Source organism: Saprospiraceae bacterium, assembly GCA_016710235.1.
GTDB lineage: Bacteria > Bacteroidota > Bacteroidia > Chitinophagales > Saprospiraceae > Vicinibacter.
In genome coordinates, this window is record JADJLG010000001.1 from 2,958,559 (window position 1) to 2,983,009 (window position 24,451).

Consider the following 24,451-nt stretch of genomic DNA (forward strand, 5'->3'; position numbering starts at 1 on the left):
TTTACAAAATGAATATAAATCTGGACAAAAACTATGAACATCAACTCGAAAAATACCGTGATCATCTGTTGACCCTTGGCCATAATCCACTCAGTGTAGGAATTAAAGAAAACTATCTGAAGGAATTTTTTGAGCAAATGCATTTAAGAGGAATTAGGAAAATAGAAAACATTACCGCAGAACATATCAAAGAATATCAAGATTACATCCAATCAAGACCCAATAAAAGAACTAAGCAGAAGTTAAACATCAAGACGATCAATAATCATTTTAGAAGTATTGAATTATTCTTTATGATGCTACTAGATCGAGGAGAAATCCAGATCAATCCACTGTCAGAAATCCAGATCCACTTCCCTGAAGAAAACACCGAAAGAACGATCCTAAGCAAATCACAAATCAAATCATTATACGATCACACAAAATCAGAAATTGAAAAAGTAATCCTTGGTCTAGGCTATGGTTGTGGCATGCGAGTCACTGAAATAGTGCAATGTAATATTGAAGATCTTCAATTAAAGCAAGGTATCATCATTATCCCTCGAGGCAATAACAACAAGCGTAGAGTGATCCCTATCACACAACAAGTTATTAAAGATTTGGAATGTTATTTGAATGAGGTGAGAATGTATCTAGGCTCAAAAGATGTACAAGCCTTATTGATTAACTCCAAGGGTCGAAGATTGCAAAAATATACGATGAATAAAATCTTAAAACAGATCATCAGAAGAACCAAAGACAAGACCATTAATCCAGATGAAATCACCATGCATACCTTACGACATTCTATCGCCACACATCTACTCGAACAAGGAATGCCATTACAACAGGTCAGACAGTTCCTAGGACATGATCAACTCGAGACCACTGAGATCTACACCCACATCAATCAAGAACAATTAAGAAAACTAATCACCAAAGACAATGAAACCGGCAATGAAGAACAGGATGGATTATCTCAATGAACACTATTCTCCCAAAGCAACCAGAGGATATCACAACATGATCAGAAAGTATGAGACATTCATGCAAGAAAAAGCGATAACAGCTCTCTACGCTGACGTAATGCAATATATGGCCCATCTTAGAAGTACGGGACTACATCCCAAGAGTTTGATGAATCATTTGTTTGCAATCAAGATTTATTACAGATACTTAATAGACTTAGGAATCAGAGAAAATCACCCTTGCGAAAGACTTTACCTAAAAGATCAAATCAATAAAAGTATAGCTATAGAGAATCTTTATACTCCGCAGCAATTAGAAGAATTACTACAAAATCACAAATCAAAAAATCAACTTAGAGACGAAATCATCATTGGATTATTGATCTACCAAGCTCTTGCAGTACAAGAAATCGTAAGCATAAAAGTAAAAGACATTAAACTAGAAGAAGCCACTATTTATATAGGCGGTAGCGCAAAGGTCAACAGCAGAACACTGGCCCTAAAAGCGAAGCAAATACTAGTGATCCATGATTATTTAAAGTTGAATAAAGATAACAGCTATCTTTTTGAAGATCAGAATAAGAACACCCTATGGCCTGGAATCATTAATCGAATAGTAAATGAAGGAAAGAGTAAATCAGAAAAATTACTTCCTCTAAAAATCCGTCAAAGTGTAATCATGCATTTGCTCAAGCAGAACAATGATATAAGAATCGTACAAGTATTTGCAGGGCATAAGCGAAGTGGAAGCACTGAGCAGTACAAACAATCCGGATTAGAAGAATTAAAAGCAAGTATTGAAAGATTACACCCTCTCCAATAAAATGATCAGTACTAAAAAGATGCTTACGTAAATAAAGCTGTATCGCTCCGGCTCCTGACTTGTTTGAGATAGATGTTCGCTCTACTCACATCTAAGCAGGGGAAAGCGGCGTGGCGACGGGACAGTCTGGCATATATCGCGCCATACTCGCCTGAGGTCGAGTACCAGGACTGACAAGGCAGACCTTTGTCACGATATATGCAATCAGACTGAGCGTCGCCACACCGCTGCTTTCCTGTCTGTGTATGATTGTAAGATAAACTTACACACATACACACCCACCGCAGCCTGTATCGTTTCAGGCGGCATGCGGAGTCGGTCTCGATCCCAATACTGCAATTCTTTTTTATTCGCAAAACTCTTTTTATTCCATTGCTGTATCGGGATCGCACGGAAGCCGCAATTAAGATCTTCTCTTACTCTACGCTCCAGTTCAGATCTTAATGGCTCAAGCTTCCTGTTCGCCCTCCTCCACCGCCAGACCGGCCGCCGCCGGTAGAAGAAAACTTGGGGATCTTATTAAATTTCCGTTCCGGTTCACTCACTTGAAGGTCTCCCAGACCTTCACCCTATCGGGATCGTTCGTTCATCCCCAAACCCCTGGAAGCTCTTTATTTTATTCAATGCCGAAGTTGATCATATCATTTTTAGAAAAACACGTGGCAGCATTGAATAAAATACGAGCATTGTGCATTCATATCTTTTTTTTCAAATGAAAATATCCTTTCATATGAAAAAAAAAGCCAGCTATCTTTAGGGTAGGAAATGGGATGTCTAAGGCTTGATCCGAACTATCAAAAACATACACTCAAAGTGGTGTATAAGATTCCTATTCTAAGCCAAAAAGTGGTACAGAGGTTTTTGAGTGTCGATCCGCTGACGAAATCATATCCCGAATTAACGCCGTACCAATTTGCATCCAACACTCCTATCGCTGCAATAGATTTAGATGGATTGGAAGCTAAAGTCATTGTAAATAAAATTGGAAATATAGATAAAGAAATAAAAATCATTGAAAGCACTGAATTGACTCCAGAGAATAATTACCATAGTCGATTCGGAAATTTCAATGATTTTGCAAATCAAAATAAATATGGTGCCAACGGAACACTTGTAGTTAATCAATTTGTAGATCCAGTTGAATTACCTGGTGGTGGTAAATTAAATAAGTATGAGTATTTGAAGCTTTCCACATGGGATAACATTAAGAATGCTTTTACGATTACTCCTGGAGATGGTGGCACACAAAGAGGTGGAATATCTTTTACTGATGGCGAAAGTGGTGGGTCAATGGAAACCAAAGATCACGCTTTATCTGACGATGTCGATATTGTTGATATTGGCTCATTGTTAATTTACCTAAATTACTCAAAACGTGATATTACTACTAATTTTTCTACAATTAGAGATATCGCAGATCCAGAGGTAATGGCGGATGCTGCTGATTTGATTGGGGATATTGGCGATTTGACAAAGGATGATTCAGGTACACCAAGCAACAGTGTAATTGAACTTAAGAAAAATGATTCAACTTATTGTGCGTTTTGTAAAAAGAATGTGCTTACTGTAGATACAAGTGAACATGATATTAGAAATGAAAAAAAGTGATATATTTTATTTAAAGTATATCTTATTAATACAATGTTTTCTAATAATAGAATGTAAGCATGATAAGATTGCATATGGAACAGAGGTCAATACAAAAGACTCAGTAATTAATGTTAGAAAACTGGTAAATCATAAACTTACTGAGGAGATTGAGTATTATTATCCTAATAAAGAATTAAAATCAAAAGTTGGCATAAAAGATGGCATAAAAGATGGCCATTACGTAGAGTATTATATAAATGGACAAATTAAAATTAGTGCATTTATTAAAAATAGACATTGGATTAATAAATATGAAGCTTTTTCAAATTCAGGTCAACTTGAAAAAATACACATAATTGAAAGTGATAGCTTCCAAGGTGAGCTAATCCATTATTTTCCAAATCAGACATTGAGTATGTATTGTTTATCTGATTTTGATGGTAAATTATATCATGTAACCAAATGGGATACTTTAGGTAAAAAGTATTATGATGAAGGAGTCGTTTTTAGCCCATCTATTAAATGTAATTCTAAATTGGATTCGCTTCCAAAAGACAAGCTCATAGAATTTTATGCAGCGGTTTCAGTTTTTGATAAATACAAGACGATCATGAAAGCTGGGTTGAATATGAATGAGTTAACGCAATTAGAGCTTGATAGGCATAAGGCTACTTATAGAACTAGCTTTAAGCAATCAGGAAAGAATCAATTAACTTTTCTAGGTGTAATGTATGATTCTTTAGGGAATGTCTTCAAGACTGATACTACAAGATTAAATATTAATGTGATAGAGTGAACTTCTGTGCCTTACAAATAATCCTTAATAAGTTCTTGTATTTGTTTGTCGGTAAGGTTATCCACTTCACCTTTGGAGTAGATGGAAAAAAGCAGAACGGTAGTTTGTGTAACCTTTACAAAAGATAAAACCCTTGCACCGCCTGATTTGCCTTTGTTTTTGGAAGCGATAGCCAAACGGATTTTATAAATATCGTTGCCAAGCGGAGTGCCAAGTGTTGGGTTTTCTTCAAGTTCGGTAAAGAGTTTTGCTAATTCTGTTTTAAGGGAGCGATATTTTTTGACCAACCGCTTAGCTTCCTTTTTAAAGTTATCAGAGAGCTCTACACTATAGCTCATTTAAGAAGTCTTTAGCGGATGTTGTTTTTAGCTTTCCTTTTTTGAAAAGGCTTACTTCTTTTAGCCCTGCTTTGATATTATCCAAAACATTTTCTCTAGGCTCTTCATCCGTTTCAATTTTTTTAACGTAATGCAGGTTCTTAGCCAGTTCAATGAAATGGCTGTATTCCTTATCTGTGGTATATACTGTTACCTGTCTCATTTTACTTCCCGGTTTGAATGTTTTCCATAAACTAATTAGGTTTTTATTATTTAGCGAAAGCCAATTTAGTTCTCACATTTTGTAGCAGTCCATCGAGAGTATAGAGAATATGCTTTTTATCTTCTTCTGGTAAGGACTGAATATCAATGACACGTTTTACGATGGACTTATCCAGTTCGAATTCCATCTTACCCATAAGATAATCGAGTGTAGTTCCAAGCTCATCTGCAATCTTTGAAGCTACCTCAATAGATGGGGTAACTTCGTCTCTTTCATAGCGACCTATGATATCACCTGACGTTCCGATCTTCTTGCCAAGGTCGCTTTGAGAAACTTTCCCTTTTTTGCGTAAATCTGCTATTCTCTGTCCTAAACTCATACTTATAAGTCTTTAAAATGATAGATATTGTAATTATAGCACAAAAATAAGTGATATAAATATCAAAACAAAGTAATATAGTTCTTGGATAATTCTGATATATCTTTTAGTTTTGTGACTTATATATCAGTAAAATTATTTTAAAAATTCTTCAAAATGGAGATCCAAGACATCAAGACTCAGCTAAGTATGACTCAGGTATTAGACCATTACGGACTGGAGCCGGATCGGAATCAGAGATTGAACTGTCCCTTCCATGAGGACAAGACTCCGAGTATGCAAGTCTATCCCAAGACCAATACAGCTTACTGCTTTAGTAGCAACTGTACGACACACGGCAAGAGTCTGGATGTAATCGACTTCATCATGAATAAGGAAAGCATTACAAAGCATGAAGCCATCGAGAAAGCAAAACAAATGATCGGAGTGCTTCCAAATAAACCAGTACAAGAATTATCGCGAACAGCAGTATTGACCAAGATGCATACCTACTTTAAGAACAGCATCAACTACAAGTCAAGTGCTATGAATTATCTGAAAGAAAGGATGCTCGACCCGGCTCTCATAGAGATCGGTTACAACGCAGGACAATTCCATTACTCCAACCGGGACAATAAAGAACTCATTCGAAGTCTGGTTAAAGTAGGATTATTAGCAGATGGAAAGCCCGAAGGAACGTATCAGATCTTTGCTAAGTACAGTATAGCGTTTGTACTAAAGAATAAATTAAATCAAGTCGTAAGCTTTTACTTCCGCAGCACAACAAATGATAAGGAGAGTAAGCATTACTATCTCAAAGATCGCCAAGGCTTATATCCGCAGTATCCACATCCCAATACAAAGAAGCTTATACTAACAGAAGCCATCATCGATGCAGCGACATTAATACAAGATGCAATGATCACCGGGCAATATAATGTACTAGCACTCTTCGGAACGAATGGACTTACGGAAGAACACCAGGAAGCAATCATAGAATTAAAGCAACTCGATGAAGTGATCTTCTTCTTTGATGGAGACGAAGCAGGTATTGCTTCAGTGAGAAAATATGCAGAAGTGATCAAAGGAATGTTTACGAGAATAAAGATCACGAATGTAAATACACCAAAGGGAGAAGATGTAAATAGTCTGGTGCAATCACACCAGGGAGAAATACTGCAGCATCTTATCTCAGAAAGAAAACCAATAGAAGAACGAAAACCCAATGAACTTTTTTTTTCATCGGAGAATCTTTCAATTGAAAATCCTGCGGATAGTTCTTCAATTATTACCGAACGACTCCCGCAAGGGATCGAGCACGACAGTGCTCGAAGTGAGGGAACCGCGAAAGCGGCATCACCGGAAGCTAAAGCGAAGAGTGTTCTAAATACCGACAATCCCAACAACATCATCTATAAATCCGATAACATCGAGTATCACAGCAAAGGAGGAATAAAACCACAGCTCGACAGTTTAAAGATCACATTGCAAATCGTCAATACACAAGAAGGCACAGACTACAAAACAAAGCTCGATCTCTACGAATACAAGCAAATAGAACTGGTAGCTCAAAGTGTAAGCGAAGCACTCAAGATAAATACACAACAGATCCAGAAAGATCTAATGGATCTCAGTAAATTACTAGATCAATATCGCAACAACAACACAACAAAACAAGCACCGCAACGAATCAAAATCCAACTCAACGAAAGCACCATGAAAGATTGCATAGAATTCTTAAAACAAGATAAGCTTATCGATAAGATCAATACACTCATAGGCAGATGCGGAGTCGTAGGAGAAGAAAATAGCAGAATACTTCTCTTTGTCATCGCAAGCTCTTACAAGATGAAAGAAACCCTTCACGCATTGATCCAAGGAAGTTCCGGAAGTGGAAAGACAAGACTATTAAAAATCATCTCTAATCTCATTCCGCAAGAAGATGTAAAGCGATTCACTCGAGTAACCGACAATAGCTTTTACAATTATGGAGAATATGATTTAGTCAATAGATTCCTTTGCTTCGAAGATATAGATGGATTAAAAGAAGAAGCACTATTAGCTCTTAGAGAATTGATGAGCAATGATATACTGATCAGCAGCACGAGCCAAAAGTTCGATGATGGTAATATCCGCAGCACAGAGAGAACAGTAAGAGGACCTATTGCCAGTATAGCCTGTACGACAAAGGGAGATTATTATGAAGACAATATCAGCAGAAGCTTTGTTGTAGCTGTGGATGAAAGTACAGAGCAGACACAAAGAATTATCAACTATCAGAACCAAAAGTATGCTGGCAACATCAACGAGCGAGAAGAAGAAAAAAACTGCATTTTTATACAGAATTGCATGAGACTTATAAAGCCTTTTAACATCATCAATCCTTATGCTAACAAAATACAATTACCACTGGATGCACACAAGATCAGAAGGCTTAATGAAATGTATCAAAGCATTGTAAAACAAATTACGATCCTCAATCAGTTCCAAAGAAAACAAGACAATCAGGGAAGATTGATCACACAAAAAGAAGATCTACGTCGAGCCTGTGATATCTTATTTGAAAGCATCATATTAAAAGTGGATGAACTCGATGGAAGTCTGCGCCAGTTCTTCGAACGACTTAAAGAATATGCAAAGACAAAAGCAGAGAAAGAAAAAGTAAAACAAAGCGAAATCGATTTTAATCGATTCGAAATCAGAACAGCCACCGGAATCAGTAAGACGCAACAACATCGATACATACAACAGCTTATCAATCTGGAATACTTACGACAGCTTGGATATGCAAATCGAGGCTTCAATTATAGAATAGCTTATTGGGATAATATGCAATTGATCAGAACAAAGATCAAGGACAATCTAAGCGAACAGCTTAAGAGTTTATAACCGAAAACAAGCAAAATATACAAAATATATACACCCTTGGAACACCAGGGAACGCCAGAATTTGAAATAAATAATTAGCGGTCAATGGGTTAAGTGTAAAAAAGTGTCTGGCGTTCCGCGTTCCAAAAAAGTGCAAGACCCCCCTTTTGGAAAAATCGATTCAAAGTTTTACAAAATGAATATAAATCTGGACAAAAACTATGAACATCAACTCGAAAAATACCGTGATCATCTGTTGACCCTTGGCCATAATCCACTCAGTGTAGGAATTAAAGAAAACTATCTGAAGGAATTTTTTGAGCAAATGCATTTAAGAGGAATTAGGAAAATAGAAAACATTACCGCAGAACATATCAAAGAATATCAAGATTACATCCAATCAAGACCCAATAAAAGAACTAAGCAGAAGTTAAACATCAAGACGATCAATAATCATTTTAGAAGTATTGAATTATTCTTTATGATGCTACTAGATCGAGGAGAAATCCAGATCAATCCACTGTCAGAAATCCAGATCCACTTCCCTGAAGAAAACACCGAAAGAACGATCCTAAGCAAATCACAAATCAAATCATTATACGATCACACAAAATCAGAAATTGAAAAAGTAATCCTTGGTCTAGGCTATGGTTGTGGCATGCGAGTCACTGAAATAGTGCAATGTAATATTGAAGATCTTCAATTAAAGCAAGGTATCATCATTATCCCTCGAGGCAATAACAACAAGCGTAGAGTGATCCCTATCACACAACAAGTTATTAAAGATTTGGAATGTTATTTGAATGAGGTGAGAATGTATCTAGGCTCAAAAGATGTACAAGCCTTATTGATTAACTCCAAGGGTCGAAGATTGCAAAAATATACGATGAATAAAATCTTAAAACAGATCATCAGAAGAACCAAAGACAAGACCATTAATCCAGATGAAATCACCATGCATACCTTACGACATTCTATCGCCACACATCTACTCGAACAAGGAATGCCATTACAACAGGTCAGACAGTTCCTAGGACATGATCAACTCGAGACCACTGAGATCTACACCCACATCAATCAAGAACAATTAAGAAAACTAATCACCAAAGACAATGAAACCGGCAATGAAGAACAGGATGGATTATCTCAATGAACACTATTCTCCCAAAGCAACCAGAGGATATCACAACATGATCAGAAAGTATGAGACATTCATGCAAGAAAAAGCGATAACAGCTCTCTACGCTGACGTAATGCAATATATGGCCCATCTTAGAAGTACGGGACTACATCCCAAGAGTTTGATGAATCATTTGTTTGCAATCAAGATTTATTACAGATACTTAATAGACTTAGGAATCAGAGAAAATCACCCTTGCGAAAGACTTTACCTAAAAGATCAAATCAATAAAAGTATAGCTATAGAGAATCTTTATACTCCGCAGCAATTAGAAGAATTACTACAAAATCACAAATCAAAAAATCAACTTAGAGACGAAATCATCATAGGATTATTGATCTACCAAGCTCTTGCAGTACAAGAAATCGTAAGCATAAAAGTAAAAGACATTAAACTAGAAGAAGCCACTATTTATATAGGCGGTAGCGCAAAGATGAACAGCAGAACACTGACCCTAAAAGCGAAGCAAATATTATTGATCCATGATTATTTAAAGTTGAATAAAGAGAACAGCTATCTTTTTGAAGATCAGAATAAGAACACCCTATGGCCAGGTATCATTAATCGAATAGTAAATGAAGGAAAGAGTAAATCAGAAAAATTACTTCCTCTAAAAATCCGTCAAAGTGTAATCATGCATTTACTCAAACAGAACAATGATATAAGAATCGTACAAGTATTTGCAGGGCATAAGCGAAGTGGAAGCACTGAGCAGTACAAACAATCCGGATTAGAAGAATTAAAAGCAAGTATTGAGAAATTACACCCTCTCCAATAAAATGATCAGTACTAAAAAGATGCTTACGTAAATAAAGCTGTATCGCTCCGGCTCCTGACTTGTTTGAGATAGATGTTCGCTCTACTCACATCTAAGCAGGGAAAGCGGCGTGGCGACGGGACAGTCTGGCATATATCGCGCCATACTCGCCTGAGGTCGAGTACCAGGACTGACAAGGCAGACCTTTGTCACGATATATGCAATCAGACTGAGCGTCGCCACACCGCTGCTTTCCTGTCTGTGTATGATTGTAAGATAAACTTACACACATACACACCCACCGCAGCCTGTATCGTTTCAGGCGGCATGCGGGAGTCGGTCTCGATCCCAATACTGCAATTCTTTTTTATTCGCAAAACTCTTTTTATTCCATTGCTGTATCGGGATCGCACGGAAGCCGCCATTAAGATCTTCTCTTACTCTACGCTCCAGTTCAGATCTTAATGGCTCAAGCTTCCTGTTCGCCCTCCTCCACCGCCAGACCGGCCGCCGCCGGTAGAAGAAAACTTGGGGATCTTATTAAATTTCCGTTCCGGTTCACTCACTTGAAGGTCTCCCAGACCTTCACCCTATCGGGATCGTTCGTTCATCCCCAAACCCCTGGAAGCTCTTTATTTTATTCAATGCCGAAGTTGATCATATCATTTTTAGAAAAACACGTGGCAGCATTGAATAAAATACGAGCATTGTGCATTCATATCTTTTTTTTCAAATGAAAATATCCTTTCATATGAAAAAAAAAGCCAGCTATCTTTAGGGTAGGAAATGGGATGTCTAAGGCTTGATCCGAACTATCAAAAACATACACTCAAAGTGGTGTATAGGATTCCTATTCTAAGCCAAAAAGTGGTACAGAGGTTCTTAAGTGTCGATCCGCTGACACGCTCATATCCTCATCTTTCACCGTTCGCATTTGCAGAAAATAATCCAATTGCCAATGTCGATATAGATGGACTTGAAGGAAGTAGTGCCGTTCAAAAAGTTTATACTCAGAATTACGGACCTATTATAGTACAACCTGCAGTTGATAATTTAAGAGTTACTTCTCATCCTGGTTATCAGCCGCAAATTGTAAAGCAATATGTAAGACCTGTAACCGCAGTATTTGAGGTACCTTCTCAAGAAAAATTGAATAATGCGATTGCAAAGAATAGTGCAGAATTCCTCAAAATTGCTCTTGCCGACCCTCAAAAATTAATGGCAGGTGATAAACTTGAAATTTTAGGAGTAGTCCCATTCGCAAAATTTTTCAAAGGCTTAAAACTAATAAGTAAGGCTTTCAAATATTCTGATGAAGTTGCCGAGCTTGTTCAAGAAACAGGTAAGATAACTGAAACTTCTAAAGAGACAATTACCCTTTTAAAAGAAGGTAAGAGAACTTTTGGAAATGCAAGAAAAGTAGTGGATGATGTTTTAGGTGATCTTGGAGATGATGCAACAGATTATATATCAAATTTTGAAAAAGGGCCATTTAATGGGAAAGTTGTAGGAAAGCAATCTGCAGATGGCAAGCGATACTGGCGAATTGATTGGGATCCTGAAAAAGGTGCACATATTAATTGGGTCAATGGAAAGACGAAAGGAGCTATCCTAATTGATGTTGATTTAGAACAGGCTAAAAGAATTGTAGAAAATCAAATTATTAATTAAAGAATATTGATGCAATTTAAAAACTGGAAATTATTAGAAATTCAGGATAATATTATTCACATTGAATATGATGCATATCAATTTAAAAAGGCGCTATTCAAGAAATTGAATATCTTGGAAAATAATCAATTTAATTATCTAGACCGAAGAGAAACCGAGATAAGCTGGAGATCAATGGATCAATATTTTAACTTTAATTTTGATAATTCAATTCTGGATGACAAGCTAGAATTAATGTTTAAAAAATCTGAACTAAAAACCACTAATGAAGTTCTTGTGTTTTATAATCATGAAAATATTGCAATTGAAATTAACACTAATTTGCTAATTTCTGAATGGGAAGACTTTTTTCAAAGTACTAAGTTTAATACAATTATTATAAATAGAAAACATCATTTAATAATGGAAGTAAGTCGAGATTATATTCTTCATAGCAACTTCAAGATATGGAATGATGATATTTATTGCACAGCAACTTCCACGAATAAAATATAGAAAATGGTTTCTTATCAGAAACTGATAGAAATGTCAGTATCATTTGAAATAACATATTAATCTGCAATGCAGAAATAAGTCATGGTTTTCAATGATATCATAAGGGTAATCTATATAGACGCAAAGCAACATCTACGAATAAAATATAGAAAATGGTTTCTTGTAAGAGACTATTAGATCTTACGAGGGTTAATAAGCTTCAGACCTTTAATATTGGCAAAATCTTTTTCGTTGGCAGTGATAATGGTATAGCCGTAAGACAAGGCAGTAGCAGCAATAATGGCATCGGGGGTTTTTATCTTTTTGCCTTTGCGTAGTGCCACACAGTGGGTAATCACATCAGGTGAAATATCCAGCACCACACTATCAGCAATAAAGTCCTTTACACTTTCTGTGGTGGCTTCATCGGTATTCCAACAAAGTAGTTCTATTTGAGTAAGAATAGAAATATTAGGAATGGCATCAATGGCACTATCCATCAAATCCATACCAGCAGCAGGAAAGGAAGCAGAAAAGTAATCAGAAACTACATTGGTATCAATTAGATATTGTTCCATTCGCTACGCATTTGTTTAATGTGTTCATTAAGGTTTTGCCCTTGCTCTTTGGTTATAATGCCCTTATATTTATCAGAGAGCTTTGTTTTGACAGGGGTAATATTTTCTTTTAGGACTTTAATCAAATGTAGTTCTTCTAACTCATGTATCAGTCCTACAGCTTTTTGGTTGGTTACCTGTATGAGCATTGTATTTTCCATGTAAGCTATTATTTAGTCTGAAGTAAAGTTTGAATTTTTGTTTTAGCAATATAAGCATCCATCAAAGAGAGCACCGTTTTTTTATCTTCAGTTTCTAACTCTTGAACTTCTTTAAAGCGGCTAATTAACTCTTTTTCTAATCCCGCTTCTTTGACGACATCATCAGCCGTTCCATTCATCAAAAAATCGACGGTGGTATCTAGGGCTTTGGCAAGTTTAGCCATTGCTTCGGCATTGGGTTTTGTCTCGCCTCTTTCATATCGGCTTACTTGAGTAAAATGAACTTCTATCAGATCGGCAAGTTCGCCCTGCGAGATGCCTTTTCTCTTACGAAGGCCTTTCAATCTGTCTGCAAAATCTGTTTTATTAAGCATTATTGGATAAATTATATTGCAAAATTAGCTTAAAAATCAAGGACTGGCAAGTCTGTTTAGACATGTAAGCAAAATATTAGATAAAGATGCTATGATATATTAGACAAGTGTGCTAATTTTGCTTGTGCACTTGGCAAGTGCAAATTTTTTAAATTTTTTATCCAATGGAGATCCAAGACATCAAGACTCAACTCAATTTTACTCAGGTATTAAACCATTAAGGATTGAAACCGTATCGGAATCAGAGACACTATTAATCCTAAATCCATACTCTACAAGTACGACCTCATCAGCGGCAATGTACTCCAAGTAGCCCTTCAACCCGGCAAAAAAGATCAGCTCTATCAGGCTTTTGAATATGATGCAGACAATAGACTCAGGAGGACCTACAGCTCCTGGGACAGTATCATCTGGGAAGAAGAAGCCAGGTACTTCTACTACAGACATGGCCCATTAGCCAGGATGGAACTCGGACCGGACAAGAGTCAGGGCCTTGACTATCAATACACACTCCAAGGATGGATCAAAGGTGTCAATGGCATAGGCTTCCAAAACAAATCCTTCGAGCCCGGAAAGGACAGCGACCCCTCCAATACCAATATCAATAAACTCGTCGCCAGAGATGCAGCTTTTTACAACATCGGATATAACTCCTCTGACTATAAACCCATCAAGTCATCTCTCCTCTTTGGTCTCGCCAAACCCGATCTCACCTGGCCCAAATTCACAAGCATACTCAGCTCCAACAACAACGACAAAGGATTGTACAATGGCAACATCAGTTACCTGCTCAAGCAGTATCCCGGAGCAGTAGGATTCACTGACTCTATCTATGCCCAGACTTTTCGATATGACCAACTTCATAGGATAAATACGGATAGTACCTACCTTTTTTCCAATACCTCCGGATTCTGGGCAAATTCTCCTAAGCACAGCAGCAACTATGCTTACGATGCCAATGGAAATCTCACCAGGCTCTCCAGATTTGCCACAAGCACTACATCAGCCATGGATAGCCTCAACTACTATTACAGCTCAAGCCTCAGGCCCAACCTGCTGAGCTCTGTCACAGACAATGTGTCGCCTACAAGCTATGATGATGATATCGACAATCAGCTGCCGGGCAACTACAGCTACGACAGCATCGGCAATCTGGTATCTGACCTGCAAAGCAAGGCAAGTATCAGTTGGGATCCTTATCAAAAAATTAGAAAAGTCATTAGAAACATCACAGTACTGGGAACCGGAGGCAGCTATACCTACGACCAGACAGAAAGGTTTGATTATGATCCTCAAGGTCAGAGAACGTCTAAGAAAATGACGAAATCGTACAATCTTGACTCCACGGCACATTATTATCTCAGGGATGCGCAAGGCAATGCGATCGCTATTTACAAAAAGACCTACGTCAATATCGGATTATCTTCTACATACATTCAGGCAGAATGCAATATCTTTGGTTCATCGAGAGTTGGCGTTTACTACCCTCCTGACCGCAGCATGATATCAGACTCACCGGGACGTATAGCTACCAGATACCGCAACTACCGCAGGTACGAGGTCTCCAATCATCTGGGCAATGTCATGTCCGTCGTCACTGACCGCCTCAAAGGAAATCCCGCTGCACTGCCTCAGCGCGTCTCCGCTTACGAACCCGACATTGTTGCAGCTCAGGATTACTACCCTTTCGGTCAGGTCATGCGAGGTAGAAATTTTCCAACACTGCTCGGCAAATCCAACTTCCCTACCAAGTACCGATACGGATTCAATGACAAAGAGGCCGATACCGACGGCGAGATCCAAAATCTTACCACATACGACTACGGCTTCCGCATTTACAATCCGGGTATTGCGAGGTTTTTGAGTGTTGACCACAAAGCAGCCGATGCACCAGGTTGGTCGCCTTACAGAGCTTTCTGCTGTAACCCAATACGATACACCGACCCAGACGGTCAATGGGAATGGGATGCAACAGGAAATCTTGTAGCACAGAAAGGAGACAATTCATATTCAATGGCTAAGTTTTTAGGAACAAGCCAAAGTAATGCAATGCAGATGCTAAACAGAGGTGGAGTTACTGCAAATAGTAAAGGCGTTTTGAATTTAAAAGAAGGGCAATCCTTTGCTCAAAGTAGTTTGTGGGTAGGTACAAAATCTGCAAGTGGACCAGTTGTAAATAATACTAAAGAGGCAACAAGTCACTATTTTAATGGAAATGGTGCAGCTGCTGATGTTGGAGATCAGTCCACAAGAGAATTATTGAGTTCTGCAAAATTTAATGAAAAGCACACTAAAATAACAACTCAAAAAGTACAAGCTGAAGGAAATTTCTCTGTTGATTTAACAAGTTCAACTTTTCATATAGGAAGAACAAATGTAGAATATAGTGTTAGTGGAAATGGTAAATCAAGTTCCGTAACCTATACTCTGTTTTCAAGAGATGGTTTTTGGGATCCTGATTTTGTAGATGAAAAGGTTGATAAATTTGTAAGAGATAAAATAGGGTTTAGTCCATTTGGAACATCTTTGATACCTGACCAAAAGGGGCCTAATTTAGAAAGAGGTGGTACACCATACGATTATAAAACAAGAGAAAGAACATACTTTTTCAAACCAGTTGAAGAAAAAAAATAATGTGACAGGTTATGAAAAAGTGGATTCCCTTTATTTTTTACGGTTTATTCTTTTGTATTTCTGTATTTTGTTTTATTAAGTATGATAGCAAAAGATTTGATTACGGCTGGAAATGTGATTTTTGTAATAAAAAACTGCCATATAATTTAGTTCATAAATTTTATGATGACTATCCACAGAATTTTGTTTTGTTTGATGAAGATGATTTTGAATTGGTGGGGATTGGGTTTAAATACTATGCCAGTAATTTTAAAATCAAGGATTTTTTAGCCTATGGCTACAATGATACATCAGTAGTTGTAAAGTTTACAGATAGTTTGAATACTATCAGATATTTAACTTCATACGAAACAAAGTACAAAAGCAAAAAGGGAAATCCAGAAATAAGTTTTAAGGATTTAAGCAATAGTGATTTTGAAAAGGTAAAAGATAAATATAATTGGATTGTATTTAGTCACGAGGAAGCCCAAAAAGTTACTTTCAAAAGGTTTTTATCTTTTATTGGAACTTTACTCTCATTGGTTTTTATCGTTTGGAGATTATTTAAGTTAAGAAGCAATAAAGCCACCGATTAGGTGGCTTTTTCACTGTCCAAAACAGCAATTAAAAAGGAGTTTATGAGTTGCCAAAAAGGCAAAAAATATTTTTAATTCAGTTCCAAACTCTCAATCATTTCAGCCAGTTCATTGGGTTTTAGGTCGGCTTTTTCGCCTTTGTCGTAAATGGTAAGCAGATAAACCGTTTCTGCTTCAATGTATAGATAAGTGATAACCCTTGCTCCACCGCTTTTCCCTTTTCCTTTGCTACCAATAGCCAATCGTATTTTATAGCAGTTGTTACCGATGAAAGTACCAGCTTCTGGGTTTTCGGTAATGTCTGTAATGAGTTGAGCAAACTCGTTTTTGAGTGATGGAAATTTTTTAGCCAGTCGTTTTAGTTCCTTCTCAAAACGAAGGGTAGGGATAATGCTATAACTCATTGAGTAAATCTTGAGCCGTCTTCAGTTTTAGTTTACCTTGTTTGTGTAGACGTACTTGTTCTGTAGCTTCTTTAAGGTCTTCCCATAAATCCACAGTAGCCACACTCATTGGCGTTGCTTTTTTTACAAAAGAAAGGCTTTTTAAAACTTTCATTGCGAAAGTGGCTTCATTATCAGGTATATCGACTAATACTTTCATTGTCTAATATTTTAAATGGTTATACTCTTTGCATTGCTCAACGCTTCTTTTAGACGTTTGTTGGTAATAGCAATGTCAATCATATTGCAAATAGAATTTTTTTTGCAATTCGTCCAGTTCTTCCAATAAACGCACCGTTTGCAAAAGCGGTTCATTTACGGTATGTACTTCTGTACCGTTGTTTTTAACTTCAAAAAAATCAACAACATTAATATCTAAAACAGTAGCGATACGCTGTAAAATATTCATTCTGGGGTCGCTTTTGCCTGTTTCAATGCGGTTGTATTGCACTCGGTTCATAGAAAGTTTATCAGCTACTTCTGGTTGAGAAAATCCTTTTCCTTCCTAATCTTCTTTATTTGCACTGAAATATCCATTTTAAAGAAATTTTGATACTATAAAGTAACAATATAAGCCGAAATAGACAATATGTAAAAATTTAGTGCAAAATAAATGTAATAAAATGTTGCTTCCAAATGGAGATCCAAGACATCAAGACTCAGCTCAGTTTAACTCAGGTATTAAACCATTAAGGATTGAAACCGAATCGGAATCAGAGACTCTATTAATCCTAAATCCATACTCTACAAGTACGACCTCATCAGCGGCAATGTACTCCAAGTAGCCCTTCAACCCGGCAAAAAAGATCAGCTCTATCAGGCTTTTGAATATGATGCAGACAATAGACTCAGGAGGACCTACAGCTCCTGGGACAGTATCATCTGGGAAGAAGAAGCCAGGTACTTCTACTACAGACATGGCCCATTAGCCAGGCTGGAACTCGGACCGGACAAGAGTCAGGGCCTTGACTATCAATACACACTCCAAGGATGGATCAAAGGTGTCAATGGCATAGGCTTCCAAAACAAATCCTTCGAGCCCGGAAAGGACAGCGACCCCTCCAATACCAATATCAATAAACTCGTCGCCAGAGATGCAGCTTTTTACAACATCGGATATAACTCCTCTGACTATAAACCCATCAAGTCATCTCTCCTCTTTGGTCTCGCCAAACCCGATCTCACCTGGCCCAAATTCACAAGCATACTCAGCTCCAACAACAACGACAAAGGATTGTACAATGGCAACATCAGTTACCTGCTCAAGCAGTATCCCGGAGCAGTAGGATTCACTAACTCTATCTATGCCCAGACTTTTCGATATGACCAACTTCATAGGATAAATACGGATAGTACCTACCTTTTTTCCAATACCTCCGGATTCTGGGCAAATTCTCCTAAGCACAGCAGCACCTATGCTTACGATGCCAATGGAAATCTCACCAGGCTCTCCAGATTTACCACAAGCACTTCATCAGCCATGGATAGCCTCAACTACTATTACAGCTCAAGCCTCAGGCCCAACCTGCTGAGCTCTGTCACAGACAATGTGTCGCCTACAAGCTATGATGATGATATCGACAATCAGCTGCCGGGCAACTACAGCTACGACAGCATCGGCAATCTGGTATCTGACCTGCAAAGCAAGGCAAGTATCAGTTGGGATCCTTATCAAAAAATTAGAAAAGTCATTAGAAACATCACAGTACTGGGAACCGGAGGTAGCTATACCTACGACCAGACAGAAAGGTTTGATTATGATCCTCAAGGTCAGAGAACGTCTAAGAAAATGACGAAATCGTACAATCTTGATTCTACGGCACATTATTATCTCAGGGATGCGCAAGGCAATGCGATCGCTATTTACAAAAAGACCTATGTCAATATCGGATTATCTTCTACATACATTCAGGCAGAATGCAATATCTTTGGTTCATCGAGAGTAGGCGTTTACTACCCTCCTGACCGCAGCATGATATCAGACTCACCGGGACGTATAGCTACCAGATACCGCAACTACCGCAGGTACGAGGTCTCCAATCATCTGGGCAATGTCATGTCCGTCGTCACTGACCGCCTCAAAGGAAATCCCGCTGCACAGCCTCAGCGCGTCTCCGCTTACGAGCCCGACATTGTTGCAGCTCAGGATTACTACCCTTTCGGTCAGGTCATGCGAGGTAGAAATTTTCCAACACTGCTCGGCAAATCCAACTTCCCTACCAAGTACCGATACGGATTCAATGACAAAGAGGCCGATACCGACGGCGAGATCCAAAATCTTACCACCTACGAATACGGCTTCCGCATCTACAATCCGGGTATTGCCAGGTTTTTGAGTGTCGATCCGCTAACTAAGAGTTATCCAATGTTGACTCCTTACCAGTTTGCAAGCAATTCACTAACTGCAAATATTGAAATCGATGGTTTAGAAGCAATGCCTTCAATAAGTGGTTTATTTAAAAGTGTTGGAATTACAACTGCATTTTGTAGCCGCGACAGGAATCGAACCTGTATCAAAAGTTTAGGAAACTTCTATTCTATCCATTGAACTACGTGGCCATCTGTTTTAGGAGCCGAAAATTAAGCACATGTCCCCATATCACCCAGAATTCAATACAATTTTCATCCAACTCACAAAATTTTTGTACTGGACTCCTGATTATTTTGTCGGCAGAAAAATCTCAGCCATCATGCACCTTACACTACCCCCTCCCACCTGTTCGATCACAGGAATGTTGATCTCAAGGATTCTGGTTTTTTCGTGTAGGAACAAGTACTGCTCTGGACTCAGACTTTCCTTCGCTGTCTGAGACATCACCAAAACCGGATCTCCTTTTGCAGTCCTAAGTTGCAACATATTTCCTGCAAAACGTCTCATTTGCTGTAAACTTATTTCTACAACAGCCTTTCCACTCTTTTCAAGCAATCGATTCACATGATCTCTTGTGCTTGAATCGATGCTCTCAAGACAGACCACTGCAAAATCAACCCCTATCGCCATCATTACATTAGTATGGTAAATCGGCACTCCATCTTCATCAGTAGCGTGAAAGAACTCTGTATGGTAATTCATCAACAACGAAAACTTGTTGAGCACTGTCACATCGGTCCGTGGACTCAGACAAGCATACACTATTTTTTTGTCCCGATCCAGAACCATGCTTCCCGTTCCTTCCAAATAAATATTCTCTTCTTCAAGGGTCTCAAGGCTATAGCGCCTGTCAACCCTGAATTGACTGGTCAACGTCTCGATGATGTCTTCCCTTCTTTCATTGCGACGCAGGGCTGAGTACATAGGATACGTGATGATGGTTCCATCTTCATGTGTGGTGATCCAATTATTTGGAAAAACGGCGTCCGGACTAATCTTATTCTGGTCATCTTCAAAGACGATCACTTCTATTTCATTTTCTCTCAGCAAGCGCACAGCCTCATCAAATTCTGCAAGGGCTTTTTCTCTTACGTTGAACTGTTGATCATTGATCACTTGTTGGAATGCATTATTGACAGCTGTTTCTGCATTGTAGGCAAAATGTCCCGGTCGGATCATCATAATGCGACTCGATATCTGTCTACTGCTGAGGTGAAGATTTCTATGGTTATTTTTTGTCATTGAATCTGTCTAAATATTAAACAATCCTGAATTAAAAAACAATCTTTTGACCTGATCAATTTTGTATCCATACCAAAAGCTAATACAGCGATATGATGCTTGTACTATTCATTCTTCATTGCATCAATTTTCATACTCTCTGCTATATCATGGCCAAGAAATCTCTCTATAAGGTCATGGACCAGGTATATTAGAGGAGTCATCAGGAGAGCTACCAGAAACTTGTACAAATAGTTTATACAACCTATAGCAAGGACGGTTTCCAGTGGCCAGGAGGCTCCTATATAAAATGCTATAAACAGCACAATGAAGGAATCCAATAACTGTGAGACTAAAGTTGAACCGGTGCTCCGAAACCAGATGGACTTCTCACCCGTAATTTTTTTAATCTTGTGAAAGACTGTCACATCAAGCCATTGGCCAATGAGGAAAGCAGTCAATGATCCAACTATGATCCAAGCACCTTGGCCAAAAATGAGTCTATAAGCTGAGTTAAGATTCAACACATCCGTCGCAGAGGTAGTGTTATGCCCCAGATGACTGGTTGGCCAAAAATCGGCCGGTACCAGCCGAATGGCAACCCAACTCGCTCCAAATGCTAAAACGATGAGTGCTGCTGTCAGATAAGACAAAAAACGAACACCTTTAGGTCCGTAGTACTCGTTGATGATATCTGTAAGAACAAAAATAAGGGGCCACAGAAGAACTCCTGCCGTAAGATTAAAAGACAGGTCTCCCACTCCAAATATACTCCAGTGCACCGGCTCCATGCCCAAAGACCGCTCTAAAGAAAAGATTTTCACACCAATGAATTCTGCCAGAATCGCATTCGCTACGAATATCCCTGAAAGGATAACAAAAAGATAAAGTGCCTTATTTTTTCCGCTTAAATCCACTCCCTGCTAAACATGGCGATAGATGATATGTTTAATCACACATGGGAAAAATAGCCATCGACTTTAAGTCCGGATCGATTAAACAAAACGAATCCGTTGTCATAGGGATTGACCTGGGAACAACGAACAGTCTTGTTGCCTGCACGGTTGACGGTAAAACAACTGTTCTCAAGGACGAAAAGAATCAACAGGTCTTGGTGCCTTCCATTATTTACATAGATAAAAATCAGAATATCGTCATCGGTGAAGAAGCAAAACAACAATTGGTCACTAACCCGGATGCCACGATTTACTCGGTAAAAAGACTTATTGGGAAATCATATCAGGACATCTCAGAATCAGAAAAACTGAACTCCGTCTATAATCGTCGGACAGGCGATGAGCAGGAGATAAGATTGAAATTGAGAGATCGAACTTACACACCGGTTGAGCTATCTTCAATGATACTCTCATATCTCAAATCCCGAGCAGAATCCCGCCTTCACTGTCAGATCACACAGGCGGTGATCACAGTACCCGCCTATTTTAATGATGCGCAAAGGCAAGCAACCAGAGATGCCGGCAAATTAGCTGGACTGGACGTTCTCAGGATTGTCAATGAACCCACTGCAGCAAGTTTAGCTTATGGTATCGGACTCGACCCGCACGAGATCAAAACCGTTGCAGTGTATGATCTTGGCGGAGGAACATTCGATATTTCAATACTACGCATTGAGGGCGGAGTCTTTGATGTATTGTCCACATCAGGCGATACTATGCTCGGTGGCGATGATATCGACCACGATCTGGTACATTACATTGAAAACAAATTTGGCATAGAGCCAAGCAAGAACTTACAAGAGCGCAATGCAAGAAAATTGGAAGCTGAAAAAATCAAAAAAGGAATTTCAGAGCAGCTTATCCCGCAAAGTGGGAATTTCGCAGATGAACCTATAGAAATAAGTGTAGATGAGTTGGAACTTGTGACAAAACCTTGGGTTGAAAAAACAATTAAATGTTGTAAGCAAGCCATCAAAGACAGTGGATTGACAATCAAAGATATTGACGAGGTACTTTTAGTCGGTGGATCCACCAGGCTGATTCCGGTCAGACAAGCAGTAAAATCCTTTTTTGGCAAAGAACCGAATACCAGTTTGCACCCTGATGAAGCAGTTGCATTAGGAGCCGCAGTTCAAGCCGATATCCTTTCGGGTAAAAGGAAAGACCTTCTGCTGCTGGATGTCACGCCCCTTTCACTAGGTATCGAAACATTGGGTGGTCTGATGGATGTCATCATTCCACGCAATTCAAAAATCCCAATTTCCCAGGCACGCAATTATTCTACATCCAAAGATGGACAAACCAAAATGAAAATCTCAGTATTTCAGGGCGAACGCAATCTTGTAGAAGACAATCGAAACCTGGCAGAATTTACGATGCAAAATATACCTCCTATGGCTGCGGGCATTCCAAAAATTGAAGTGAGCTTTCTAATCAATGCTGATGGAATATTAACCGTCAAAGCAAAGGAACTCAGAAGCAACACAGAACAAAGCATTGTGATAAAATCGCAATTTGCAGTATCTCAGTCAGAAGTTGCCAATATGCTGCTTGACTCCATTTATCACGCTCGGGAAGATATGGAGAAGAAAAAACTGATCGACCTGGTCAATGAAGCCTCACATCTGATACTCAATGGCAATAAATTCCTTAAAACAAACCAAAATGAACTAAGTAAAGAAGAATCTAAAACGATAGGTGATTTGGTTTTTGGGTTGAATTCGGCTATCCAAAACGGAGACCCAGCGGCTATTCAAACTGCAATAGATCAATTTAATTCACAAACAGCCGGGATTGCACATAAAATGATGGACCTCCAGATAGGAAAATCTCTGTCAGGCAAAGAAATAAATTAATCATTTATATTATTCAATGTTGATTCATGAAAAAAAAATCACTCAACGATCTATCCGAACTCAGCATGGTATTTTCAACAGGCTCAAACTCTTTACCAATTGATGAAGAGTCCAATGACCAAGAAGAATCAACAATACCCAAACATTTACAAAAAATACGCATCAGACTTGACACAAAATTGAAAGGAGGAAAAGTAGCCACATTGGTCACCGGCCTACAAGGTTCTGCAGAATACATTGAAAAACTATGTAAGGAACTCAAACAAAAATGCGGAGTTGGGGGAAATGTCCGGGAAGGTGAAATATTGCTTCAAGGCAATCATGTACAGAAAATGATAGATCATTTCATCAAAATCGGATATAAAGACACGAAAAGATCGGGTGGTTGATCAGAGGCTTTTTCTCAAATGCAATATTCTGTCTTTTCCTTGCAAATCTTTGATGATACTGCCTGAATTATAAACTCTTCTGTCAAACAAACTTTGGATTTCTGAAGCAAAAAACTCGTTGAGTTCTAGAAATAGTTGTGCTCCTTCCGGAAGAAACAGGCTTGCTTTTTCAGCTATGGTTCTATAAAATGAGATTGCATCTTCGGGAATGGGCGAAAATAGTGCAAGAGTAGGTTCGTGCTGCAAAACATTTGTCCCCATTTTTTCAAACTCATGCACGCCGATATAAGGAGGATTAGAGATCCACACATCATATCCTCCTAACCCATTAGTCTCTTGCAAAAAATCTGCTTGGACCCATTCCACCTCAACATTTAAAGTTCTGGAATTCTGAGCTGCTACTTGAAGCGCTTCTGAAGAAATATCCATTCCGGTTACTATATCTTTCATCCTGCTTTTTTTCCAGGATACTGCAAGACAACCACTACCGGTGCCTATATCCAAAACTTTTAAAGATTCTATAGTAGAACTCAATGATCTTATAGCATAGTTAAAGAGTTCCTCCGTCTCAGGTCTTGGTATGAGGACGTTTTTGTTTACATAAAACATCCATTGCATAAATGGGGCTTCTCCCAAAATATATTGAATCGGCACATCTTGCTTGATCTGGTCCACGATATGATTCAAAGTTTCATTTATAGCCTGAAAATCTACCTTTGATCGATCCCCAATATTCTGTTTTTCTAAATAATCACAAATAATATTTGCCACACTTAGCTTCTCCCTCTCATCTTCTATGTACGAAAGTTCATTTAGGCATAATTGGCACAGTTCTTGTTTATTCACATAT

General features: G+C 38.5%; 30 protein-coding genes, 1 tRNA gene and 1 pseudogene. 14 read left to right on the forward strand and 18 right to left on the reverse strand.

Annotation, left to right across the window (positions count from 1 at the left end; all coding sequences use genetic code 11):
• Positions 1 to 8 precede the first annotated feature (8 nt).
• Both IPI99_11705 and IPI99_11710 read left to right on the forward strand, forming a co-directional pair.
• On the forward strand, positions 9 to 965 hold the full coding sequence (locus IPI99_11705; protein ID MBK7341182.1) for a tyrosine-type recombinase/integrase: 957 nt from the start codon (positions 9 to 11) through the stop codon (positions 963 to 965).
• A complete protein-coding gene (locus tag IPI99_11710) occupies positions 937 to 1,770 on the forward strand; it encodes a tyrosine-type recombinase/integrase (GenBank protein ID MBK7341183.1) in 834 nt (277 codons plus the stop codon). Before IPI99_11705 ends, IPI99_11710 begins: the two co-directional genes overlap by 29 nt.
• 23 nt (positions 1,771 to 1,793) lie before the next feature.
• Here the strand turns inward: IPI99_11710 and IPI99_11715 are convergent, their stop codons facing one another.
• The gene (locus IPI99_11715) at positions 1,794 to 2,162 is read right to left on the reverse strand and encodes a hypothetical protein (protein ID MBK7341184.1); all 369 of its coding nucleotides are present in this window, start codon (positions 2,160 to 2,162) and stop codon (positions 1,794 to 1,796) included.
• A 421-nt stretch (positions 2,163 to 2,583) separates the two neighbouring features.
• On the opposite strand from IPI99_11715, the gene IPI99_11720 reads away from it, so the two are divergent.
• A complete protein-coding gene (locus tag IPI99_11720) occupies positions 2,584 to 3,378 on the forward strand; it encodes a hypothetical protein (protein ID MBK7341185.1) in 795 nt (264 codons plus the stop codon).
• On the forward strand, positions 3,365 to 4,156 hold the full coding sequence (locus IPI99_11725; GenBank protein MBK7341186.1) for a hypothetical protein: 792 nt from the start codon (positions 3,365 to 3,367) through the stop codon (positions 4,154 to 4,156). Before IPI99_11720 ends, IPI99_11725 begins: the two co-directional genes overlap by 14 nt.
• Positions 4,157 to 4,167: 11 nt before the next feature.
• On the opposite strand, the gene IPI99_11730 is transcribed toward IPI99_11725, so the two are convergent.
• From IPI99_11730 to IPI99_11740, 3 genes are read right to left on the reverse strand one after another with little or no spacing between them, the layout of a single operon-like run.
• Entirely contained in the window at positions 4,168 to 4,494 is a 327-nt protein-coding gene (locus IPI99_11730) for a type II toxin-antitoxin system RelE/ParE family toxin (GenBank protein MBK7341187.1), read from the reverse strand.
• The gene (locus IPI99_11735) at positions 4,484 to 4,696 is read right to left on the reverse strand and encodes a hypothetical protein (protein MBK7341188.1); all 213 of its coding nucleotides are present in this window, start codon (positions 4,694 to 4,696) and stop codon (positions 4,484 to 4,486) included. The genes IPI99_11730 and IPI99_11735 overlap by 11 nt, the downstream gene beginning before the upstream one ends.
• 46 nt (positions 4,697 to 4,742) lie before the next feature.
• Complete coding sequence (locus IPI99_11740; GenBank protein ID MBK7341189.1) at positions 4,743 to 5,075, reverse strand: helix-turn-helix transcriptional regulator; 333 nt, start codon at positions 5,073 to 5,075, stop codon at positions 4,743 to 4,745.
• Positions 5,076 to 5,231: 156 nt separating this feature from the next.
• Between IPI99_11740 and IPI99_11745 the strand changes: the two genes are divergently transcribed.
• The 3 genes from IPI99_11745 (at position 5,232) to IPI99_11755 (ending at position 9,880) form a co-directional block, all read left to right on the forward strand.
• Positions 5,232 to 7,943 (forward strand): toprim domain-containing protein, encoded by a 2,712-nt coding sequence (locus IPI99_11745; protein MBK7341190.1) that lies wholly within the window; start codon positions 5,232 to 5,234, stop codon positions 7,941 to 7,943.
• 175 nt (positions 7,944 to 8,118) lie between these two features.
• A complete protein-coding gene (locus IPI99_11750) occupies positions 8,119 to 9,075 on the forward strand; it encodes a tyrosine-type recombinase/integrase (GenBank protein ID MBK7341191.1) in 957 nt (318 codons plus the stop codon).
• On the forward strand, positions 9,047 to 9,880 hold the full coding sequence (locus IPI99_11755) for a tyrosine-type recombinase/integrase (GenBank protein ID MBK7341192.1): 834 nt from the start codon (positions 9,047 to 9,049) through the stop codon (positions 9,878 to 9,880). The genes IPI99_11750 and IPI99_11755 overlap by 29 nt, the downstream gene beginning before the upstream one ends.
• A 91-nt stretch (positions 9,881 to 9,971) precedes the next feature.
• On the opposite strand, the gene IPI99_11760 is transcribed toward IPI99_11755, so the two are convergent.
• A complete protein-coding gene (locus tag IPI99_11760) occupies positions 9,972 to 10,151 on the reverse strand; it encodes a hypothetical protein (GenBank protein MBK7341193.1) in 180 nt (59 codons plus the stop codon).
• Between the two features lie 575 nt (positions 10,152 to 10,726).
• Between IPI99_11760 and IPI99_11765 the strand changes: the two genes are divergently transcribed.
• Together IPI99_11765 and IPI99_11770 are read left to right on the forward strand one after the other, a co-directional pair.
• Complete coding sequence (locus IPI99_11765) at positions 10,727 to 11,530, forward strand: hypothetical protein (protein MBK7341194.1); 804 nt, start codon at positions 10,727 to 10,729, stop codon at positions 11,528 to 11,530.
• Between the two features lie 9 nt (positions 11,531 to 11,539).
• Positions 11,540 to 12,025, forward strand: a complete 486-nt coding sequence (locus tag IPI99_11770; GenBank protein MBK7341195.1) for a hypothetical protein — start codon at positions 11,540 to 11,542, stop codon at positions 12,023 to 12,025.
• A 173-nt stretch (positions 12,026 to 12,198) separates the two neighbouring features.
• Here the strand turns inward: IPI99_11770 and IPI99_11775 are convergent, their stop codons facing one another.
• From IPI99_11775 to IPI99_11790, 4 genes are all read right to left on the reverse strand, one after another.
• Complete coding sequence (locus IPI99_11775; GenBank protein MBK7341196.1) at positions 12,199 to 12,582, reverse strand: type II toxin-antitoxin system VapC family toxin; 384 nt, start codon at positions 12,580 to 12,582, stop codon at positions 12,199 to 12,201.
• Positions 12,567 to 12,782: a hypothetical protein gene (locus IPI99_11780; protein ID MBK7341197.1), complete on the reverse strand. Its 216-nt coding sequence runs from the start codon at positions 12,780 to 12,782 to the stop codon at positions 12,567 to 12,569. The genes IPI99_11775 and IPI99_11780 overlap by 16 nt, the downstream gene beginning before the upstream one ends.
• 8 nt (positions 12,783 to 12,790) lie before the next feature.
• The gene (locus IPI99_11785; protein ID MBK7341198.1) at positions 12,791 to 13,156 is read right to left on the reverse strand and encodes a helix-turn-helix transcriptional regulator; all 366 of its coding nucleotides are present in this window, start codon (positions 13,154 to 13,156) and stop codon (positions 12,791 to 12,793) included.
• A gap of 198 nt (positions 13,157 to 13,354) precedes the next feature.
• On the reverse strand, positions 13,355 to 13,603 hold the full coding sequence (locus tag IPI99_11790; protein ID MBK7341199.1) for a hypothetical protein: 249 nt from the start codon (positions 13,601 to 13,603) through the stop codon (positions 13,355 to 13,357).
• 15 nt (positions 13,604 to 13,618) lie between these two features.
• On the opposite strand from IPI99_11790, the gene IPI99_11795 reads away from it, so the two are divergent.
• Both IPI99_11795 and IPI99_11800 read left to right on the forward strand, forming a co-directional pair.
• The gene (locus IPI99_11795) at positions 13,619 to 15,790 is read left to right on the forward strand and encodes a hypothetical protein (GenBank protein MBK7341200.1); all 2,172 of its coding nucleotides are present in this window, start codon (positions 13,619 to 13,621) and stop codon (positions 15,788 to 15,790) included.
• A gap of 11 nt (positions 15,791 to 15,801) precedes the next feature.
• The gene (locus IPI99_11800) at positions 15,802 to 16,365 is read left to right on the forward strand and encodes a hypothetical protein (GenBank protein ID MBK7341201.1); all 564 of its coding nucleotides are present in this window, start codon (positions 15,802 to 15,804) and stop codon (positions 16,363 to 16,365) included.
• Positions 16,366 to 16,436: 71 nt separating this feature from the next.
• Here the strand turns inward: IPI99_11800 and IPI99_11805 are convergent, their stop codons facing one another.
• From IPI99_11805 to IPI99_11825, 5 genes are all read right to left on the reverse strand, one after another.
• Complete coding sequence (locus tag IPI99_11805; protein MBK7341202.1) at positions 16,437 to 16,769, reverse strand: type II toxin-antitoxin system RelE/ParE family toxin; 333 nt, start codon at positions 16,767 to 16,769, stop codon at positions 16,437 to 16,439.
• Positions 16,759 to 16,968 (reverse strand): hypothetical protein, encoded by a 210-nt coding sequence (locus IPI99_11810; GenBank protein ID MBK7341203.1) that lies wholly within the window; start codon positions 16,966 to 16,968, stop codon positions 16,759 to 16,761. The genes IPI99_11805 and IPI99_11810 overlap by 11 nt, the downstream gene beginning before the upstream one ends.
• A 75-nt stretch (positions 16,969 to 17,043) precedes the next feature.
• Positions 17,044 to 17,268 carry a helix-turn-helix transcriptional regulator gene (locus IPI99_11815; GenBank protein ID MBK7341204.1) on the reverse strand — a complete coding sequence of 75 codons (225 nt, stop codon included), beginning with the start codon at positions 17,266 to 17,268 and terminating at the stop codon, positions 17,044 to 17,046.
• 204 nt (positions 17,269 to 17,472) lie between these two features.
• Entirely contained in the window at positions 17,473 to 17,727 is a 255-nt protein-coding gene (locus IPI99_11820; GenBank protein MBK7341205.1) for a hypothetical protein, read from the reverse strand.
• A gap of 228 nt (positions 17,728 to 17,955) precedes the next feature.
• Complete coding sequence (locus IPI99_11825) at positions 17,956 to 18,213, reverse strand: hypothetical protein (protein ID MBK7341206.1); 258 nt, start codon at positions 18,211 to 18,213, stop codon at positions 17,956 to 17,958.
• A 75-nt stretch (positions 18,214 to 18,288) separates the two neighbouring features.
• Between IPI99_11825 and IPI99_11830 the strand changes: the two are divergent.
• Positions 18,289 to 19,233, forward strand: a pseudogene (locus IPI99_11830) (hypothetical protein).
• 62 nt (positions 19,234 to 19,295) lie between these two features.
• Here IPI99_11830 and IPI99_11835 read toward each other — a convergent pair.
• The 3 genes from IPI99_11835 to IPI99_11845 form a co-directional block, all read right to left on the reverse strand.
• Positions 19,296 to 19,367 (reverse strand) — tRNA-Arg (locus IPI99_11835).
• A gap of 100 nt (positions 19,368 to 19,467) precedes the next feature.
• Positions 19,468 to 20,358, reverse strand: a complete 891-nt coding sequence (locus IPI99_11840) for an amidinotransferase (protein MBK7341207.1) — start codon at positions 20,356 to 20,358, stop codon at positions 19,468 to 19,470.
• 167 nt (positions 20,359 to 20,525) lie between these two features.
• The gene (locus IPI99_11845; protein MBK7341208.1) at positions 20,526 to 21,317 is read right to left on the reverse strand and encodes a queuosine precursor transporter; all 792 of its coding nucleotides are present in this window, start codon (positions 21,315 to 21,317) and stop codon (positions 20,526 to 20,528) included.
• A gap of 41 nt (positions 21,318 to 21,358) precedes the next feature.
• Between IPI99_11845 and hscA the strand changes: the two genes are divergently transcribed.
• Together hscA and IPI99_11855 are read left to right on the forward strand one after the other, a co-directional pair.
• Entirely contained in the window at positions 21,359 to 23,212 is a 1,854-nt protein-coding gene (gene hscA / locus IPI99_11850; GenBank protein MBK7341209.1) for a Fe-S protein assembly chaperone HscA, read from the forward strand.
• A 26-nt stretch (positions 23,213 to 23,238) separates the two neighbouring features.
• On the forward strand, positions 23,239 to 23,601 hold the full coding sequence (locus IPI99_11855; GenBank protein MBK7341210.1) for a translation initiation factor: 363 nt from the start codon (positions 23,239 to 23,241) through the stop codon (positions 23,599 to 23,601).
• Here the strand turns inward: IPI99_11855 and prmC are convergent, their stop codons facing one another.
• Positions 23,602 to 24,447, reverse strand: a complete 846-nt coding sequence (gene prmC, locus IPI99_11860; protein ID MBK7341211.1) for a peptide chain release factor N(5)-glutamine methyltransferase — start codon at positions 24,445 to 24,447, stop codon at positions 23,602 to 23,604.
• Positions 24,448 to 24,451 lie beyond the last annotated feature (4 nt).